Here is a 17,879-nt window from a genome sequence, read left to right as displayed (position 1 = left end):
GGTTTTTTAGTATAATACTCGCCACAAATAAAAAGTTGCGTAAGACTCCCAGTTGGTCCAATTTGCCGCAAAATCTTTTATTTCACGTTTAGTCGGTTTACTTTCAGAACCTGTTATATATTTAATTGCATTGTGTAAACCAACATCGTCAATTGGAAAAGCGGAAGGAAATCGTAAACAGCGCATTAAAACATAGTGGGCAGTCCACGGTCCTATACCATGTATAGCAGTTAATTGTTTTTCAGCTTGTTTCACGTCTTGTATTTGTAGTAAAGATTCTTTTGATAGTTTTCCTTCTGTAATAAGCTTTGCAATACCGATTACATATTCGCATTTTCTAGTCGTCATTTTTAAGTTTTTGAGATCTTCTACATGTAAATTGGCAATTGTTTCAGGAGAAGGGAATATCCAATGTTTTCTATCATTCCACTCTACATAATTTCCGTAGTGTTCGACTAATCTTCTTTTTAGTGTATAAGCATATGTGAGGTTAATTTGCTGACCGATAATTCCCCAGGAAAGTGCTTCAAATAAGTCTGGAATACCTAAAGTGCGAAGGCCATAATATTGTTCAATTGGTTTTTGAAGGAGTACATCATGTTTAGCTAATGTATAAAAGGGAGCTAAATCAGTAGTTAAATCAAACCACTCTTTCACATAGTTAGCTACAGCTTCGCATATCGATTCTTCAGATATATATAATTCTTCTAAAAAACGTATTTGAATATTTTCATCTGTATTCATACTAATTTCCACTAAAGGATTTACATCCTGAACAGGGATCACTTTATAAATTTTATTATCTTCAATGTGGAACATACATTCATTGTTAGAACGCGATAGATAGCGTAAATTTTCTTGGAAACTAAATTCTGTTGGAACTACTAAAGTTAATGCGCTAGTATGTTCTGCTGTCATATGCATTTACCTGCGACTTTTCTAATATAAGCAATTCTTTCTTCATTGCTAATCCACCTCTAAATCCGGTTAATTTACCATTCTTTCCAATAACACGATGGCAAGGAATCGTAATGAGAAGAGGGTTGGCAGCAATAGCAGTAGCAACAGCACGTACAGCCGTAGACTTTTGCAGCCTTTCGGCAATTTCTGAATAAGAATATGTTTTTCCATACGGAATTTCACGTACCGCATTCCAAACAAATAATTGAAAATCAGTTCCGTAAGCATCGATAGGGAATGTAAAAGTTTCTCGTTTGCTTTCCAAATATTCGGTAATTTCTTTCGCATATGATTGTAGATAATCTGGATTACAGGCCAATATATGTTGTGGCAATTTTTTTCTAGCCCATATATTTAGTTCTTCAAATTTTTCATCTTGAGATCCAATGAAGCATAGTCCGTTTTCTGTTGCAGCAATATGGAACTGCCAATTCTTATGTGTAAGTAGCGTCCAATAAATAAATTTATTTTTGTTGGAATTCATTATTATATCCTTCTTTCATTTCGTTCTTTTTTCGATATTCAGTAGGAGTAAATCCAGTTTTCTTTTTAAATAAAGTTGCAAAATACTCGGGGTTTTCTATCCCGACAGCATTACTAATTTCTTTAATGGATTGATTTGTTTGTAATAGCTGTTCTGCGGCTTTAACAATCTTGAACTGTTGTATATATTCTATTGGACTTATACCTGTTGTTTTTTTGAAAGTGCGTTGTAAATGAAATGGGCTACCATGGCACATTTCTGCAAGTATATCGAGAGTTAATAATTCATCGAAATGTTTTTCGATATAATCTTTAATTTGTTCTACCCACTCTTCATTAGGTAAAGTGATTCCACTTGGTTTACAACGTTTGCAAGGGCGAAAGTTTTCACTTAATGCTTGCTCTGCATGATGAAAAATTCGTACATTGTTTTTATTCGGTATTCTTGATTTGCATGACGGCCTGCAAAAGATTCCAGTCGATTTCACAGCATAAAAGAATTTGCTATCATAGGAAGAATCATTATGAATAATTGCTTGCCAATGCTCATTTGTTAACGTAATCCTTTCATTTTGCAAAGAACATCACCTCTGAAATTAGTATAACCTGAATAAAGTGCGTATGTATGTATTCACAAATGTAAGAGCAAGATTACAAAGGTGAAAATATGATTGTTTTTCTATTTTGTGATAGCATGAAATTTGAAAGTGAACATCAAGAGGAGGACTATAGGTGAAGTTAATTTCGTGGAATGTAAATGGTTTGCGAGCAGTTATCGCAAAAGGTGGATTTTTAGAATATCTTGAGGAATCAAATGCTGATATATTTTGTTTACAAGAGATTAAATTACAAGATGGCCAAATTGATTTAAATCCAGAGGGATACTATACATACTGGAATTATGCTGTGAAAAAAGGCTATTCAGGAACGGCTATTTTTTCGAAACAAGAACCGCTTTCTGTTACATACGGTTTAGGCATCGAAGAGCATGATCAAGAAGGCCGAGTTATTACTGTAGAATTCGAAGGTTTTTATATGATAACGTTATATACACCAAATTCAAAACGTGGATTAGAACGATTAGATTACAGAATGAAATGGGAAGATGATTTCCGGGCGTATATAAAACGATTAGATGAAAAGAAACCAGTTATTTTTTGCGGTGATTTAAACGTTGCTCATAAAGAAATCGATTTAAAAAATCCAAAAAGTAATCGTAAAAATCCTGGATTCTCTGATGAGGAACGAGAGAAATTTACACGTATTTTAGAAGAAGGATTTATTGATACATATCGTTATCTGTATCCTGATCAGGAAGGCGCATACTCATGGTGGTCGTATCGTATGGGAGCGAGAGCAAAAAATATTGGATGGCGTTTAGATTATTTTGTTGTTTCTGAAAGAATGAAAGACAAAATAACAGAGGCGAAAATTAATAGTGAAGTAATGGGATCAGACCATTGCCCAGTTGAATTACACATAAATTTCTAAAAAAAGAAGTATCTCCCTGACATTAGGCGGATACTTCTTTTTTATTCAGTTTGTTAAAATTTTTCAAATCTTTCTTGAAATAATTGCATATTAAATATATACTTAGTAACGATAATCATTATCAATGAAAAAGGTTATCAATGGATGAGGTGTAAAAGAATTATAGTTTAGGGGAAGTGAACGAGAATGAGTTCTGGATAGAATTATTAATCTAATGAAATATATATGTAAGACAAGTTTCATATAGTTAAATTTTATTGAGAATATAGTTTGAAAATTCGAGAGGAGATATATAAAGATGAACAAGAAGTTATTTACATTAGGGATGGTTACAGTATTAAGTGTAGGATTAGTAGCATGTAATAGCGCTGATAAAACTTCTGGGGAGCAAAAGCAACAGACAAAAGCTACGGAAACGAAAAAAGACGAAAAAAGAAAAATTACATATTTAGGTAAAGAATATACAGTGCCAGCAAAAGTCGATAAAATTGCGACAGCTAGTTTAGAGTCAATGGAAGATGCAGCGGTACTTGGTATTAAGCCGGTCGGTGCTATTACTGTTGGTGGTAAATTACCGAAGTATCTTGAAAAAGATTTAGAAGGTGCAAAATCTGTTGGTGAGAAGATGGAACCAAATTTTGAAACATTACTACAATTAAAACCAGATGTTATTACATCAAGTACGAAATTCCCAGCAGAAACAGCTGAAAAGTTCACGAAAGTAGCTCCGACATTCCCAGTATCGCACGTTTCAACAAATTGGGAAGATAATTTAAAGTTAATGGGAGAATTAACTGGTAAAAAAGATAAAGCAGAAAAGATTATTAAAGATTACAATACGGATGCTGAAAAAGCAAAAGCAAAATTAGGAGATAAGTTAAAAGACAAAAAAGTACTTGTCATTAGACTAAGAGCAAACGACTTATTCCTATACCCAGAAGGAGTATACTTTAATCCTGTAATTTATAAAGATCTTGGACTAACTGCTCCAGAACAACTTAAAACGGTAAAAGCACAAGAAAAGATTTCTTTAGAAAAATTAGCTGAAGTTAATCCTGATTATATCTTCTTACAATACGAGGCTAGTGAAAATAATAAACCGAAAGTGTTAGAAGACATTGAAAAGAATCCAATTTGGCAAAGTATGAATGCTGCGAAAGAAAAGAAAGTATTTGTAAACGTTGTAGATCCAATGGCACAAGGTGGTACAGCTTGGAGTAAAACAGCATTCTTAAAAGAAGCAGTGAAAAATCTATCTAAATAATACAATAAGTAAGGTGCGTTGAATGATATGCAGAAAACGAATACGGTACCAGTAACCATTTTATGTATAGCACCCATATTGATTTTATTTACGGTTATACTTTCTATTTTATATGGTGCGAAAAACATTGATGCTGAAACAGTGTGGAATGCATTATTTCATTTTGATTCAAGCGATGTAAATCATAATATTATTATTACTTCACGTTTACCAAGGGTAGTTGCAGCTCTTTTAGTCGGAGCATTTCTAGCCATATCAGGAGCACTTATGCAGGGGATGACAAGAAACTATCTTGCATCCCCTTCTATTATGGGTGTGACGGATGGTGCAGCTTTTGTTATTACACTTTGTATGATTTTTCTTCCGGGAATGTCATCAATTGGTATGGTTTTATGTTCAATGATTGGTTCTGCATTAGGAGCAGGTATCGTGTTTGGTTTCGGCTCGCTCCTTCAAAATGGCTTATCGCCTGTTAGGTTAGCGATTATCGGAACAGTTATTGGAACATTTTTAAGTAGTGTATCTGCTGCGATGGCTTCATATTTCCAAATTTCTCAAAATGTTAGTTTTTGGTTTAATGCAAAGTTAGATCAAGTGGACCCTAATGTAATTAAAATCACGATACCTTTTGGGGTAATTGGGATAGCTTTAGCATTATTAATATCAAAATCTATTACAATTCTTTCTTTAGGAGAAGAGGTATCTATTAATCTAGGACAACGTACAAAACTAGTTAAAGCGATGGCGATTTTATCCGTTATTCTTTTAACAGGAACAGCAGTTGCATTAGTCGGGAAAGTAGGTTTTGTAGGTTTAATTATTCCGCACATTACTCGCTTTATAATTGGGGTAGATTATAAGTGGATCTTGCCATGTGCAGGTGTTATTGGTGGAGTGTTCTTAGCATTATGTGACGTTTTGAGTAGATTTGTAAACTATCCATTTGAAACACCAATTGGCGTCGTTACCTCCTTAATTGGAATTCCGTTCTTCCTTTATTTAATCCGGACAAGAGGGGGAGAGAGACATGCCTAAAAGTTCAAGTCAACGTTTCGGAATGACAATGGGGATTATTATATTTTTAATTTTTGGTGCTATTTATATTAGTTTAACGAACGGTACGTTTGATATTACGATTACGGATGTATTTAAAACACTTTTTAGAATTGATCCAGTACCAGAACATGATCTAGTTATCTTTGATTTTCGTCTTCCACGCATCGTAATTGCTGGGTTAGTAGGATTAGGCCTCGGCGTTGCAGGTGCTGTTATTCAAGGGATTACGAGAAATGGATTGGCAGACCCAGGTATTTTAGGAGTGAATGCTGGAGCCGGCACAGCCATCGTTATTTTTATGTTTTTCTTTCAAGGGCAATTAAAAAGCACAGACTGGATGTCTATTATGATGATGCCAATGTTTGGTTTAGTCGGCGGATTAGGTGCAGCTATCATCATTTATCTGTTTTCATGGAAAAACGGTAAGCTAGATTCGCAACGTCTTTTATTAACAGGTATTGCAATTGGATCAGGATTTGGAGCATTTTCTATGTACTTATCACTCAAAATGAAGTCAACTGATTTCGAAATGGCTGCAGTTTGGGTGTCTGGAAGCATATATAGTGCAAACTGGAAGTATATTGTTGCTATGTTACCGTGGCTTATCATATTAATTCCGCTTATACAAAAGAAAGCTTATTTATTAGATTTATTTCAATTGGAAGAAACGAGTATTACAAGTTTAGGTGTTTCAGTTGAAAGAGAGAAATCTATTTTACTACTAAGTAGTATCGGACTTGTGAGCGCATGTGTTGCTGTTTCAGGAAGTATTGGTTTCATTGGACTAATGGCACCGCATATAGCGAAAAGGCTAGTTGGTATTCAGCATAAATATATCATTCCTACGTGCGGAGTAATCGGAATGTTCCTTGTAATTGCTTCAGACTTTATTGCAAAAACAGTGTTCACACCTGTAGAGTTACCAGTTGGAATCGTTATTTCTATTGTCGGTGTACCGTATTTCTTATATTTACTTTATAAGGCGAAAGCGTAAGAGGAGGAATAAAAGTGAGTATTTTAAGTGCAAAAAATTTAGAAACGAGTTATGAAAAGCTTACAGTGTTTCGCGATTTAAATGTAGAAATACAAGAAGGAAAAGTAACGACAATTATAGGGCCAAACGGGTGCGGTAAATCGACATTGTTAAAAACAATGGGAAGAATCTTAAAGCAAAAGAGCGGTAAAGTATATTTGCAAGGACAGGATTTAAATACAATTCCAACGAAAGAAATTGCGAAGCAGTTAGCGTTACTTCCGCAAACTCCAATTGCGCCAGGAGAGCTTAAAGTAGAAGAGTTAATTTCTTATGGACGCTATCCACATCGAAATAACGTAAATAAGTTAACTTCAAAAGATAAAGAAATGATTGATTGGGCATTAGAAATAACGAAAACTTCTGAATTTCGAACGAGACAAATTGCAAATTTATCAGGTGGTCAAAGGCAAAAAGTATGGCTAGCGATGGCTTTAGCACAAGAGACAGAAGTGTTACTACTAGATGAACCAACGACATATCTTGATATGTCTCATCAATTAGATGTATTACAAATTGTGGAGAAGTTAAATAAAGAACATAATTGTACGGTCGTAATGGTACTACATGATATTAACCATGCAGCAAGGTTTTCAGATGAAATTATTGCAATGAAGGAAGGGGAAATCGTTACAACTGGTAGCCCAGAAGAAATCATTACAAATGAAGTGTTAAAAGAAGTATTTCATATTGATGCGCGTGTCATGATTGATCCATATAACGGATCTCCTGTTTGCTTTGGATACGATAGCGTTGTATCTCAAGAAGAGAAAGTTGAAATATATGTAACGAGTTAAGAGGGGGGATATAGGATGAATACTACTATTGAAAAACAGCAGATTATAACATTTAATACAGAGCAGTGGAAAATGTATTCAAAACTAGAAGGTAAGGAATATCAAATTCATATTTCAAAGCCGAAGCAGCCAGCACCAGAGTCAGGCTATCCTGTTATATACGTATTAGATGGCAATGCTTTTTTTCAAACATTCCATGAAGCGGTTAAAATACAATCAGTTAGAGCAGAAAAAACAGGTGTTTCACCAGCAATTATAGTAGGTATTGGTTATCCAATTGAAGGGGCATTTTCGGGTGAAGAAAGGTGTTATGATTTTACACCTAGCGTAATTTCAAAAGATGCGCCTTTAAAACCAGATGGCAAACCGTGGCCTAAAACAGGAGGAGCACATAACTTCTTTACTTTTATAGAAGAAGAACTGAAGCCTCAAATCGAAAATGATTTTGAGATTGATAAAGGAAAGCAAACGTTATTTGGGCATTCGTTAGGTGGTTTATTTGCTTTACATATACTATTTACAAACGTAAATGCATTTCAAAATTATTTTATAAGTAGCCCATCTATTTGGTGGAATAACCAATCCGTACTTGAAAAAGAAGAGAACCTTATAAGTGAATTAAACAATGCTAAGTTTGAAACAGGAGTGTTCCTTACAGTCGGATCACTAGAACGAGAGCATATGGTTGTAGGGGCAAACGAATTATCAGAGCGCCTTCTCCAAGTAAAACACGATCAGTTTAGATTTACGTTTTATGAGGCTGAAGGGGAGAATCATGCATCAGTTGTGCCGACTTCTTTAAGTAAAGGATTAAGATTCATTAGTCACGTATAAATTGGAATGATTGTCTAATAAAATGCAAACAAAAGGCTATGGGGAAATTCTCCATAGCCTTTCGTTTGTTCAAGTAGAATTGTCCTTTTTGAACGTTTTGTTTCAACTTTTCGTCTAAAGAGACAAAAAGTTGTCACAATTCGGTCACAATTAGCATAAACATAAAATAGACGAAATGAACTTATTTCCAAAAAGGCTTGATTCATTCCATTCATGATTAGTAGAGCTGAAAAAGCATGGATTAAAAGTTCACTATATTCTCAAGGAGGTAGATCGTATGAAAACTATTCTTGCTATCGCTGGGCTTATTTGGGTTTTATCACATGGCATTCCAATTTATGAAGGAGAACAAATTCGCAGTGCTCTAAATAAAAATTTTAATGAATATCACATTATTGATCGGCAAGATAATGTTGTGACAGTTCGTGTAAATGACTGTTTTCATACGGTAACCGTTGAAGGAACTTCAGTAGTGAATGACACAAAAGTATGTGATCAGCAATAATTATATATAGGAAGAAAAAAGTCTCAATTTACACGTGTGTAAATTGAGACTTTTATTATTGTTTTTTGAAAAAAGGCAAGGGTATTATAATAATTGAGTCTGAGAAGCTAATAAGTTGTTAAGAATAAGCATAGAGCGGAAATATACTCATATGGGGTATCATACATAGATAATTAATGTTATAATTGGTATACTCGTAAAAGCAATCGTTTTATTGGATGAAGAGAAACTTTAAGAAGGTGATAATATGGATCATAAAGAGCATGAAGCGGTAACACATAGATCAGAAAAAGAAAAAGAACAAATTATAAATAGATTAAAGAGAATTGAAGGACAAGTCCGCGGTATTCAAAATATGATTGAAAATGATCGTTATTGCGTGGATATTTTAGTGCAAATTTCAGCGATTAATGCAGCAATGAAAAAAGTAGGAATGGGTGTATTAAAAAATCATACAAGTCATTGCGTTTCAGGTGCTATTAAAGATGGTAATGGTGACGAAGCAATTGAAGAATTAATGACAGTATTTGAACGTTTTTCAAAAGCGTAAAAACAAGCTAGTACGTCACTGGCTTGTTTTTTTGTTTACTTTTATATAGGATTTTGGGGTATTGGTATGAAAAAGTGTGTGTAAAATAAATTTTTAGAAAATAATTGAAAAATCATGATACAAAACCATTGATTACCTTAGGGGGGTATGGTAAGATGAAGTTGTAATTAACAAACAATGAAGAAACAAGAGGAGGATTTTAAATGGAACAGTTAACATTACAAGTTGAAGGTATGTCTTGTGGGCATTGTGTAAATTCAATTGAAAGTAGCGTGAAAGAACTAAACGGTGTTGAACAAGTGAAAGTTCAATTAGCAGAAGGAACTGTTGAAGTTACTATCGACTCAGCAGTTGTAACGTTAAAAGATATCGTTACTGTAATTGAAGAGCAAGGATACGATGTTCAATAATTATTTTTAGATATGGAAATAAATCGTACTTTATAGGAAGTACGATTTATTTTGCTAATAATTATACCTCATAAGGGTATATAGAGGTGAGAGACATGAATGAACAAAAAGAGGCCAATCTTCAAATATCAGGAATGACATGTGCGGCATGTGCAAATAGAATTGAAAAAGGTCTGAAAAAAGTAGAAGGTGTTCATGATGCGAATGTAAACTTTGCACTTGAAAAAACCAAAATAATGTATGATCCCCAAAAAACAAATCCGCAACAGTTTAAAGAAAAAGTTGAATCGTTAGGATATGGAATTGTAAGTGATAAAGCTGAATTTACTGTTTCAGGAATGACATGCGCAGCATGTGCCAATAGAGTAGAAAAGCGTTTAAATAAGTTAGAAGGTGTGAACGAGGCGACAGTAAATTTCGCTTTGGAATCGGCTACAGTAGATTTTAATCCTGATGAAATTAATGTAAATGAAATGAAGAGTGCAATTACGAAATTAGGATATAAATTGGAAGTGAAATCAGATGAGCAAGATGGATCAACTGATCATCGCTTACAAGAAATTGAGCGACAAAAGAAGAAGTTTATCATTTCGTTTATTTTATCATTCCCGTTATTGTGGGCAATGGTAAGTCACTTCTCATTTACATCGTTTATTTATTTACCTGATATGCTTATGAACCCTTGGGTGCAGCTAGCTCTTGCAACTCCAGTTCAATTTATCATTGGTGGACAGTTTTATGTTGGGGCTTATAAAGCGTTACGTAATAAAAGTGCTAACATGGATGTTCTCGTGGCACTTGGAACATCGGCCGCCTATTTCTATAGTGTATATTTAAGCATTCAATCTATCGGTTCTTCTGAACATATGACAGATTTATATTTTGAAACGAGCGCGGTACTTATTACACTAATTATTTTAGGTAAATTATTTGAAGCAAAAGCAAAGGGACGTTCATCAGAAGCAATTAAAAAGTTGATGGGTTTACAAGCAAAGACAGCTACAGTTGTACGAGATGGAACAGAAATGAAAATTTTAATCGAAGAAGTAGTAGCTGGTGATATCATTTATGTAAAACCTGGTGAAAAAATTCCGGTAGATGGTGAGATTGTAGAAGGAAAATCAGCGATAGATGAATCGATGTTAACAGGTGAAAGTATTCCAGTTGATAAAACAATTGGGGATGTAGTAATCGGTTCTACAATGAATAAAAATGGATTTTTAAAAGTGAAAGCAACTAAGGTAGGAAGAGATACGGCATTAGCTCAAATTATTAAAGTAGTAGAAGAGGCTCAAGGTTCAAAAGCTCCTATTCAAAGAGTAGCAGATCAAATTTCAGGTATTTTCGTACCGGTTGTAGTTGTGATTGCTATTATCACATTTGCAGTGTGGATGCTATTTGTTACACCTGGTGATTTTGGCGGAGCACTTGAGAAAATGATAGCGGTACTTGTTATCGCTTGTCCGTGTGCATTAGGTCTTGCAACGCCTACATCTATTATGGCGGGATCAGGAAGATCGGCTGAGTATGGCATTTTATTTAAAGGCGGGGAGCATTTAGAAGCAACCCACCGATTAGATACAGTTATTCTAGATAAAACAGGTACTGTGACAAATGGGAAGCCGGTGTTAACAGATGTAATTGTAGCAGATGGATTCCATGAAGAAGAACTACTACGTTTAGTAGGTGCGGCAGAAAAAAATTCTGAACACCCACTTGCAGAAGCGATTGTAGAAGGAATTAAAGAAAAGAAAATTGATATCCCAAGTTCAAAAACATTTGAAGCGATTCCGGGATTCGGCATCGAATCAGTAGTAGAAGGGAAACAATTATTAATTGGTACACGTCGATTAATGAAGAAATTCGATATTGATATTGAAGAAGTTTCTAAATCGATGGAAGCGCTAGAACGAGAAGGAAAAACAGCGATGCTAATAGCAATAGATAAGGAGTATGCTGGTATAGTGGCCGTTGCGGATACTGTAAAAGATACTTCAAAAGCAGCTATCGCAAGACTTAAGAAAATGGGTCTAGACGTTGTTATGATTACAGGAGATAATACACAAACCGCTCAGGCAATCGCTAAGCAAGTTGGCATTGATCACGTAATTGCAGAAGTATTACCAGAAGGAAAAGCAGAAGAAGTAAAAAAACTGCAAGCGCAAGGTAAGAAAGTAGCAATGGTTGGTGATGGAATAAATGATGCTCCTGCACTGGCTACGGCGGATATCGGTATGGCAATTGGAACAGGTACGGATGTAGCGATGGAAGCGGCAGACATTACGTTAATCCGTGGTGATTTAAATAGTATTGCTGATGCAATCTTTATGAGCAAGATGACGATAAGAAATATTAAGCAAAATTTATTCTGGGCACTAGCTTATAATGGGTTAGGAATCCCGATTGCAGCGTTCGGTTTCTTAGCACCTTGGGTTGCTGGAGCTGCGATGGCATTTAGTTCTGTATCCGTTGTATTAAATGCATTACGACTACAAAGAGTGAAATTAAAAAAATAAAAATCTATAGAGTAATTGCATATGCTTTTAAACAAAAAAACAATACTTTGAAATAAGTATTGTTTTTTGTTTATATAGAAAGAAAAAAGATATAATAAAGCAGAAATATTGAATACTAGAAGGTAGAAAAGTTAAATGATAGTTTAGTAAGGAGGTTCATATATGTTAAAAGAAACGATCATTAGAACATTCCATAAAGAGGATTTAGAACAAGTATTACAGTTGTTCTATGAAACAGTTCATACAATTAATGCAAAAGATTATAATGTATTACAGCTACAGGCATGGGCACCAGAGCGACTAGATAGAGAAAGCTGGTTACAGTCTTTAGAGAAGAATATTAGTTATGTAGCGGATCATACCGGTGTAATAGTGGGATTTGGGGATTATAATGATGAGCATTACGTAGATCGTCTATTTACGCATAAAGATTATCAAGGGAAAAGGATAGCGTCATACATACTACAGGAGCTAGAAAAAGAAGCAGTGAACTTGGGACATAAGGAGATATATACAGAAGCGAGTATTACAGCAAAACCTTTCTTTGAAAGTAACGGTTTTATTTGCATAAAGGAACAAAAGAAACAGCATAATGGTCAGATTTTTACTAATTATGTAATGAAAAAAATAGCCCTCTCATAAACGAGAAGGCTATTTTTTCATTATTTTACCGCTTCTTTAAGTTCTTTACCAGCTTTGAAAGCAGGTACTTTAGAAGCTGCGATTTGCATTTCTTCACCAGTTTGTGGGTTACGGCCTGTACGAGCAGCTCTTTCGCGAACTTCGAATGTACCGAATCCGATAAGTTGTACTTTTTCACCAGCAGCTAAAGTGTTAGTGATTGATTCTACTACAGTTTGTAAAACTACAGTAGCTTCTTTTTGAGAAATCTCAGCATTTTGTGCTACGTTTTTGATTAATTCTGTTTTGTTCATGTTTTTCACCTCATATGTAAATAATGCTATTTAAGTTGTTATTATAACGTATAAAACATTCGAGAACAAGTGTACGCACATATATTCGTAAAAAAAATGAAATTTGTAATATTTTTTAGAGCTACTGTATAGACAGTTCATTTAAGCGGATACAGATTTTTTCTTTAATTCGGTTTGCTCTTTATTGGAAGGTAATTTCTTATTATAAGATATGAAATAAGGTAATGCCACAAACAACATACCTCCTACTAAGTTTCCAAAGAAAACAAAAATGAAGTTTGGAAAATATTCAATCCAAGTTAACTGTCCAGCAAAAATTGCAGCTGGGATAACAAACATATTGGCTACAACGTGTTGAAATCCAATCGCAACAAAAGTCATAACAGGGAACCAGATGCCGATAATCTTTCCGATAAATTCTTTACTTCCTATACTGAGCCAAACGGCTAAACAAACGAGCCAATTACATCCAATTGCAGAAATGAAGGCTTGTAGTGGTGTATCTTGTAGTTTAGCTTGTGCAATAGAAACTGTTTTCGCTAAAAAAGCGCCCTCTGTTAATCCAACGATATGACCGAAAAAATAAGCTACGAATACAGCACCTATGAAGTTGCTAAACGTAACAATAATTAAATTTCGTATGAAATGAAATAAAGTAATTTTCTTTTGAAGCCAAGCCATAGAAACTGTCATCATGTTACCAGTTACTAGTTCACCGCCTGCAAGAATAACAAGTATAAGACCGATAGGGAATACAGCAGCGCCTAGAAAACTAGTAAATGATCCCCAAGACTTTGGCATTGTTCCAATAACATGAATATCGAGTAAATACCCTAATGCTATGAAAGCACCGCCAAAAAATCCGAGAATTAGCATAGGGAGTAATGATAAATGAGCCTTTTTTCTTCCGGAATTCGCAGCAAGTTCCGTAATTTCTTCTGGTGTAAATACAGACATGAATAATCTCTCCTCAATAAAATGATAGAATGAATAGAAGGAACATTTTTAAAAATCTATGTATTATAAAAATATGTTATGACTTCTGCATAAGTTTGTCAAAGTGAGTGGGGTAGAATTGGATATAACTAACATTGTTCGTGTTGTCACATTAATGTAACAATAAGGCTGTAGAGTACTTCTAGAGGTGAGAACATGAATACGCATCATGTAAAAAAAGAACAAAAAAAATCAATCATAAAAATATTCATAATCAGTTTTATAAGTATAGTAATGATTTCAGTAAGTTTGTATTTCTATGCGACAGAAATTGAACGAAAACTAGTAACAGTTACGTGGAATGAAATAGAAGCATCTACAATTCCTAAAGAGTTTAATAATAAAAAGATATTGCAATTCTCAGATGTGCATTTAGGGCCAGAATTTACACTGAAACAACTAGAAAATTTGGTGGAGAAGATGAATGCTCTACATCCAGATGTAGTAGTTTTTACAGGGGATTTAATAGATAAGTTTGGATCGTATAAGGCGGAAAGAGAAGAAGCAAAAGGTATATTACAAAAAATACATGCTCCCTTAGGGAAATATGCAGTGTTTGGGAATCATGATAGAGGCGGGGGAGGTAGTTTATTTTATAAAAAGTATATGGAGGAAGCTGGTTTCTCTGTGTTAGTAAATGAAATGCAAAAAATTAAAGTAGAAAACGGAAAATATATTACAATATCAGGTTTGGATGATTTCTTATTAGGAAAGCCGCAAATAGACTCGACTTTAAAACATGTGAGACAACAAGATTTCAATATGCTTTTAGTACATGAGCCGGATGTTGTAGACAAAGTAGCTCGTTACCCAGTTGATTTTCAAATGTCAGGCCATAGTCACGGAGGACAAGTTCAAATTCCTTTTATAGGTCCATTAATTACTACAAAATTAGCTGAGAGCTATGTGGAAGGTATGTATGAATTAGAAGGGAAGAATAAGCCGTTACATTTATACGTAAATCGTGGTATTGGGACAACCCGAATGCCTGTTAGATTTTGGAGTGTACCTGAACTTTCAGTATTTGTGTTAAAGCAAAATAGCAACTGACTATTCTAGAGTAGTAGGACTTTCAGAGAAAGTTCTCTTTTTTTATTAGTTAAACATGGAATATTATGTGAGTTTTATTTAAAGTGTTAACATGGAAAGGAATCTTTTCATCATGTAGAAGTGAAAAAGTAATTTACATAAATAAAAAACCAACAATAGATCATATAAAACCTATTGTTGGTTTTTTTATTATTTTTTCAAGGGAATCGCATCAAAATATGTTCTGTAGTTATTAGAGAATTCAAAGTTGTTTTTTGCATCCCAATTAATAGACCAGGACATTAGGCCGCGGAATGCAGGATAGCCACTCTGATTTGAAAGCTTATACTTTCCTCCGAAAGGAATTCCTTTAATGATATAATCTAAAGCTTTTTTCATTTCAGCTGGAGAAATATATCCGCCACTTGGAGCGGCAGCTGGTGCTGCAGGAAGTCCAATTATGACTTGATCCGAACGAAGAGCTGGGAAAATGTTATTTGTATTACCACCTACAGGAAAACCATGTAAGAGCATATCTGCCATAGCGACTTCGTAGTCTGCAGTACCTTGATTGTAGTTATTACCGTCCATTCCAATCCCGCTACCAGCGTTGTAGTGTTGAACGTGAATGTATGTTAGTTTGTCTTTCACTCCGTAAATAATCGGTAAATATGCACCCCAGATGCTTCCATATGCGCTATAACCGCCTTGAACATAAGCTGTTTCAGGAGCCATGCTTAATAGAAAATTTGTACCATAATGATCTGAGATTGTCCGAATAGCTGAAATAAGATTTACGATTTGAGGAGTCGTTGGGTTTTTGAAATTAGTGTCATTTCCGTTTAAGTAAATTCCTGATTCAAGGTCAATATCTATTCCATCAAAACCGTATTTATCAATTAGAGATTGTATGGAATGAATAAAACGTTGCTTAGCGGCATTATCAGGAAGTAAAACGACCCCATTTTGTCCACCTATTGAAAGAACTACTTTCTTTCCTTTACTTTTTAAATAAGCAATATCTGATTTGAAGTCTGCATCCGTACCATACACAGGAGAAAATTCAACAGTGGAACGATCGCCACCAGTTTCACCGAAAGATATATTGATTACATCCCATTTTGGTGAAACGTCTCTTAATTTAATAATGCCAGTACCATTATCGAAGTTATGCCAGTATCCAACGAGTAATTTTGATCCTAAATTGTTTGCTGCTTGTGCCTGAAAGGGAGCTAGTGGTAGCAGTAAGAAAATTACTAAAGTACAACAAATGAATTTGAACTTGTTTAACATATCAACACTCCTATACAAAAAGTTGTCTAGATGTATAATCTTGTTTATTTGATAATAACTGAAAATTCACTCTTTTGTAAGGTGACTATAATTTTCTCAACAATTGTGTATGGGAAATTATTAAACCTAATGAAATAATTTCTGAAGGAGGTCGAATTACGATTGTTAAATTCAGAATATTTTGATATATTTTAAAGTATAGGACAAGATTTTTCGCATAATACTCTTACATAAATTTCAAAATTAAGTTTGGAAGGGGATGTACAAGAGTTGGATAAAAATCTTAAGAAAGACCTCAAAATCCGCCACATTACAATGATCTCCATTGGTGGCGTAATAGGAGCTGGTTTGTTTGTTGGAAGTGGTGCGGTTGTGCATTCAGCAGGTCCAGGTTCTATCGTTTCATATGCATTAGCAGGACTTCTAGTTATTTTCGTTATGAGAATGCTAGGAGAAATGGCAGCTATTAATCCGACAAGTGGTTCATTTGCAACATATGCAAGAGAGGCAATTGGTCCATGGGCAGGTTATACAATTGGGTGGCTATATTGGTTTTTCTGGGTAATTGTTATTGCAATAGAAGCTACAGCAGGTGCTGGTATTATTCAATACTGGATTCCAGAAATCCCGCTCTGGTTATTAAGCTTAATATTAACGATTTTATTAACATTGACGAATGTTTTCTCGGTGAAATCATTTGGAGAATTTGAATATTGGTTTTCATTTATTAAAGTAATAAGTATTGTTTTGTTCCTTTGTCTTGGACTAGCTGTTATTTTAGGATTTGTACCAGGAACGGAAGCACCTGGCACTTCGAATTTAGTAGGTCAAGGAGGATTTATGCCAAATGGTATAAGTTCGGTGTTACTTGGAATCACCGTCGTTATATTTTCATTTATGGGATCTGAGATTGTTGCAGTAGCCGCTGGAGAGTCTGCCGAACCTGTAAAAGCCGTAAAAACAGCAACAAATAGTGTAATTTGGCGTATTCTCGTATTTTTCATTGGATCGATTGCTGTAGTTGTTACACTCCTTCCATGGAATTCGGCGAACATACTAAAAAGCCCGTTTGTGGCGGTACTGGAACATATAGGGATACCAGCGGCAGCGCAAATTATGAATTTTATCGTTTTAACAGCTGTACTTTCTTGTTTGAATTCGGGTTTATATACGAACTCAAGAATGCTTTTTTCAATGGCAGAAAGAGGAGATGCGCCAAAGGCATTTTTGAAATTGAATAGTAGTGGTGTTCCAGTTCGGGCGGTTTTATTTGGAACTTTCTTTGCTTACATTGGAGTTGTTTTTAGTTACATATCTCCAGATAAAGTATTTTTATTTTTAGTGAATGCATCTGGCGGGATTGCGTTACTCGTTTATCTCGTTATAGCAGTTTCTCATTTCAAGATACGTAAAAAAATGGGGAAAGCGGAACAACAAAATTTGAAAGTGAAAATGTGGCTTTTTCCGTATGTAACATACGTTACAATTGCTGCGATTATAGCAGTTTTAGTTGCAATGCTCGCAATTGAATCTTTACGTTCACAGGCACTATTAACGATGCTAGTTACTGTTCTTATCATAATTTCTTATTTTATTTTCAATAGAAACAAAAATAGTACAGTGTTGAATCCTAAAAGTAAAAATGAGGAATCTGTTCGATTCTAATTTCTTGTTTTAGAAGAGAGTTACACCCAATCATTGCTATAAAAGAATCATATATAATCATA

Annotated in this window: 19 protein-coding genes; 13 read left to right on the top strand and 6 right to left on the bottom strand. The window is 34.6% G+C overall.

The genetic code is table 11. The features are described from left to right. Nucleotides 1-6 precede the first annotated feature (6 nt). From ACHZK0_RS18030 to ACHZK0_RS18020, 3 genes are read right to left on the bottom strand one after another with little or no spacing between them, the layout of a single operon-like run. Entirely contained in the window at nucleotides 7-918 is a 912-nt protein-coding gene (locus ACHZK0_RS18030; RefSeq protein WP_262742482.1) for a DNA-3-methyladenine glycosylase family protein, read from the bottom strand. Next, on the bottom strand, nucleotides 899-1,444 hold the full coding sequence (locus ACHZK0_RS18025; protein WP_395760778.1) for a methylated-DNA--[protein]-cysteine S-methyltransferase: 546 nt from the start codon (nucleotides 1,442-1,444) through the stop codon (nucleotides 899-901). The genes ACHZK0_RS18030 and ACHZK0_RS18025 overlap by 20 nt, the downstream gene beginning before the upstream one ends. Continuing rightward, nucleotides 1,425-2,021, bottom strand: coding sequence for a bifunctional transcriptional activator/DNA repair enzyme AdaA (locus tag ACHZK0_RS18020; RefSeq protein ID WP_262742478.1), 597 nt, complete (start codon nucleotides 2,019-2,021; stop codon nucleotides 1,425-1,427). Before ACHZK0_RS18020 ends, ACHZK0_RS18025 begins: the two co-directional genes overlap by 20 nt. 154 nt (nucleotides 2,022-2,175) lie before the next feature. On the opposite strand from ACHZK0_RS18020, the gene ACHZK0_RS18015 reads away from it, so the two are divergent. The 11 genes from ACHZK0_RS18015 (at nucleotide 2,176) to ACHZK0_RS17965 (ending at nucleotide 12,541) form a co-directional block, all read left to right on the top strand. Continuing rightward, on the top strand, nucleotides 2,176-2,934 hold the full coding sequence (locus ACHZK0_RS18015; protein WP_000767604.1) for an exodeoxyribonuclease III: 759 nt from the start codon (nucleotides 2,176-2,178) through the stop codon (nucleotides 2,932-2,934). Between the two features lie 298 nt (nucleotides 2,935-3,232). Further along, nucleotides 3,233-4,198: an iron-hydroxamate ABC transporter substrate-binding protein gene (locus ACHZK0_RS18010; RefSeq protein ID WP_395760777.1), complete on the top strand. Its 966-nt coding sequence runs from the start codon at nucleotides 3,233-3,235 to the stop codon at nucleotides 4,196-4,198. A gap of 27 nt (nucleotides 4,199-4,225) precedes the next feature. Beyond that, complete coding sequence (locus ACHZK0_RS18005; protein ID WP_262742475.1) at nucleotides 4,226-5,233, top strand: FecCD family ABC transporter permease; 1,008 nt, start codon at nucleotides 4,226-4,228, stop codon at nucleotides 5,231-5,233. After that, nucleotides 5,226-6,248 carry a FecCD family ABC transporter permease gene (locus ACHZK0_RS18000; protein WP_061678140.1) on the top strand — a complete coding sequence of 341 codons (1,023 nt, stop codon included), beginning with the start codon at nucleotides 5,226-5,228 and terminating at the stop codon, nucleotides 6,246-6,248. Before ACHZK0_RS18005 ends, ACHZK0_RS18000 begins: the two co-directional genes overlap by 8 nt. A gap of 14 nt (nucleotides 6,249-6,262) precedes the next feature. Beyond that, a complete protein-coding gene (locus ACHZK0_RS17995; RefSeq protein WP_002014663.1) occupies nucleotides 6,263-7,084 on the top strand; it encodes an ABC transporter ATP-binding protein in 822 nt (273 codons plus the stop codon). A 15-nt stretch (nucleotides 7,085-7,099) separates the two neighbouring features. Next, entirely contained in the window at nucleotides 7,100-7,918 is an 819-nt protein-coding gene (locus tag ACHZK0_RS17990; protein WP_395760776.1) for an alpha/beta hydrolase, read from the top strand. Between the two features lie 277 nt (nucleotides 7,919-8,195). After that, entirely contained in the window at nucleotides 8,196-8,423 is a 228-nt protein-coding gene (locus tag ACHZK0_RS17985; RefSeq protein WP_000849103.1) for a hypothetical protein, read from the top strand. Nucleotides 8,424-8,670: 247 nt separating this feature from the next. Beyond that, complete coding sequence (locus ACHZK0_RS17980) at nucleotides 8,671-8,973, top strand: metal-sensing transcriptional repressor (RefSeq protein WP_000349636.1); 303 nt, start codon at nucleotides 8,671-8,673, stop codon at nucleotides 8,971-8,973. 203 nt (nucleotides 8,974-9,176) lie between these two features. Next, nucleotides 9,177-9,383, top strand: coding sequence for a copper chaperone CopZ (gene copZ, locus ACHZK0_RS17975; protein WP_270343935.1), 207 nt, complete (start codon nucleotides 9,177-9,179; stop codon nucleotides 9,381-9,383). Nucleotides 9,384-9,478: 95 nt separating this feature from the next. Beyond that, a complete protein-coding gene (locus ACHZK0_RS17970) occupies nucleotides 9,479-11,899 on the top strand; it encodes a heavy metal translocating P-type ATPase (RefSeq protein WP_395760775.1) in 2,421 nt (806 codons plus the stop codon). 162 nt (nucleotides 11,900-12,061) lie between these two features. Next, nucleotides 12,062-12,541, top strand: a complete 480-nt coding sequence (locus tag ACHZK0_RS17965; RefSeq protein ID WP_262742469.1) for a GNAT family N-acetyltransferase — start codon at nucleotides 12,062-12,064, stop codon at nucleotides 12,539-12,541. A 20-nt stretch (nucleotides 12,542-12,561) separates the two neighbouring features. Here the strand turns inward: ACHZK0_RS17965 and ACHZK0_RS17960 are convergent, their stop codons facing one another. Together ACHZK0_RS17960 and ACHZK0_RS17955 are read right to left on the bottom strand one after the other, a co-directional pair. After that, nucleotides 12,562-12,834: an HU family DNA-binding protein gene (locus tag ACHZK0_RS17960; RefSeq protein ID WP_001043902.1), complete on the bottom strand. Its 273-nt coding sequence runs from the start codon at nucleotides 12,832-12,834 to the stop codon at nucleotides 12,562-12,564. A 141-nt stretch (nucleotides 12,835-12,975) separates the two neighbouring features. Then, complete coding sequence (locus ACHZK0_RS17955; RefSeq protein WP_262742468.1) at nucleotides 12,976-13,791, bottom strand: formate/nitrite transporter family protein; 816 nt, start codon at nucleotides 13,789-13,791, stop codon at nucleotides 12,976-12,978. Nucleotides 13,792-13,986: 195 nt separating this feature from the next. Between ACHZK0_RS17955 and ACHZK0_RS17950 the strand changes: the two genes are divergently transcribed. Further along, nucleotides 13,987-14,880 carry a metallophosphoesterase gene (locus tag ACHZK0_RS17950; protein WP_262742466.1) on the top strand — a complete coding sequence of 298 codons (894 nt, stop codon included), beginning with the start codon at nucleotides 13,987-13,989 and terminating at the stop codon, nucleotides 14,878-14,880. Nucleotides 14,881-15,069: 189 nt separating this feature from the next. On the opposite strand, the gene ACHZK0_RS17945 is transcribed toward ACHZK0_RS17950, so the two are convergent. Continuing rightward, the gene (locus ACHZK0_RS17945; protein WP_395760774.1) at nucleotides 15,070-16,152 is read right to left on the bottom strand and encodes a chitinase; all 1,083 of its coding nucleotides are present in this window, start codon (nucleotides 16,150-16,152) and stop codon (nucleotides 15,070-15,072) included. A gap of 270 nt (nucleotides 16,153-16,422) precedes the next feature. Here ACHZK0_RS17945 and gabP point away from each other — a divergent pair, with 270 nt between their 5' ends. Further along, complete coding sequence (gabP, locus tag ACHZK0_RS17940) at nucleotides 16,423-17,817, top strand: GABA permease (RefSeq protein WP_262742463.1); 1,395 nt, start codon at nucleotides 16,423-16,425, stop codon at nucleotides 17,815-17,817. Nucleotides 17,818-17,879: the final 62 nt, after the last annotated feature.

It is taken from the genome of Bacillus sp. 3G2 (assembly GCF_044324725.1).
In the GTDB taxonomy this organism is placed as follows: domain Bacteria; phylum Bacillota; class Bacilli; order Bacillales; family Bacillaceae_G; genus Bacillus_A; species Bacillus_A mobilis.
This window is presented reverse-complemented; position numbering and strand designations above follow the sequence as displayed.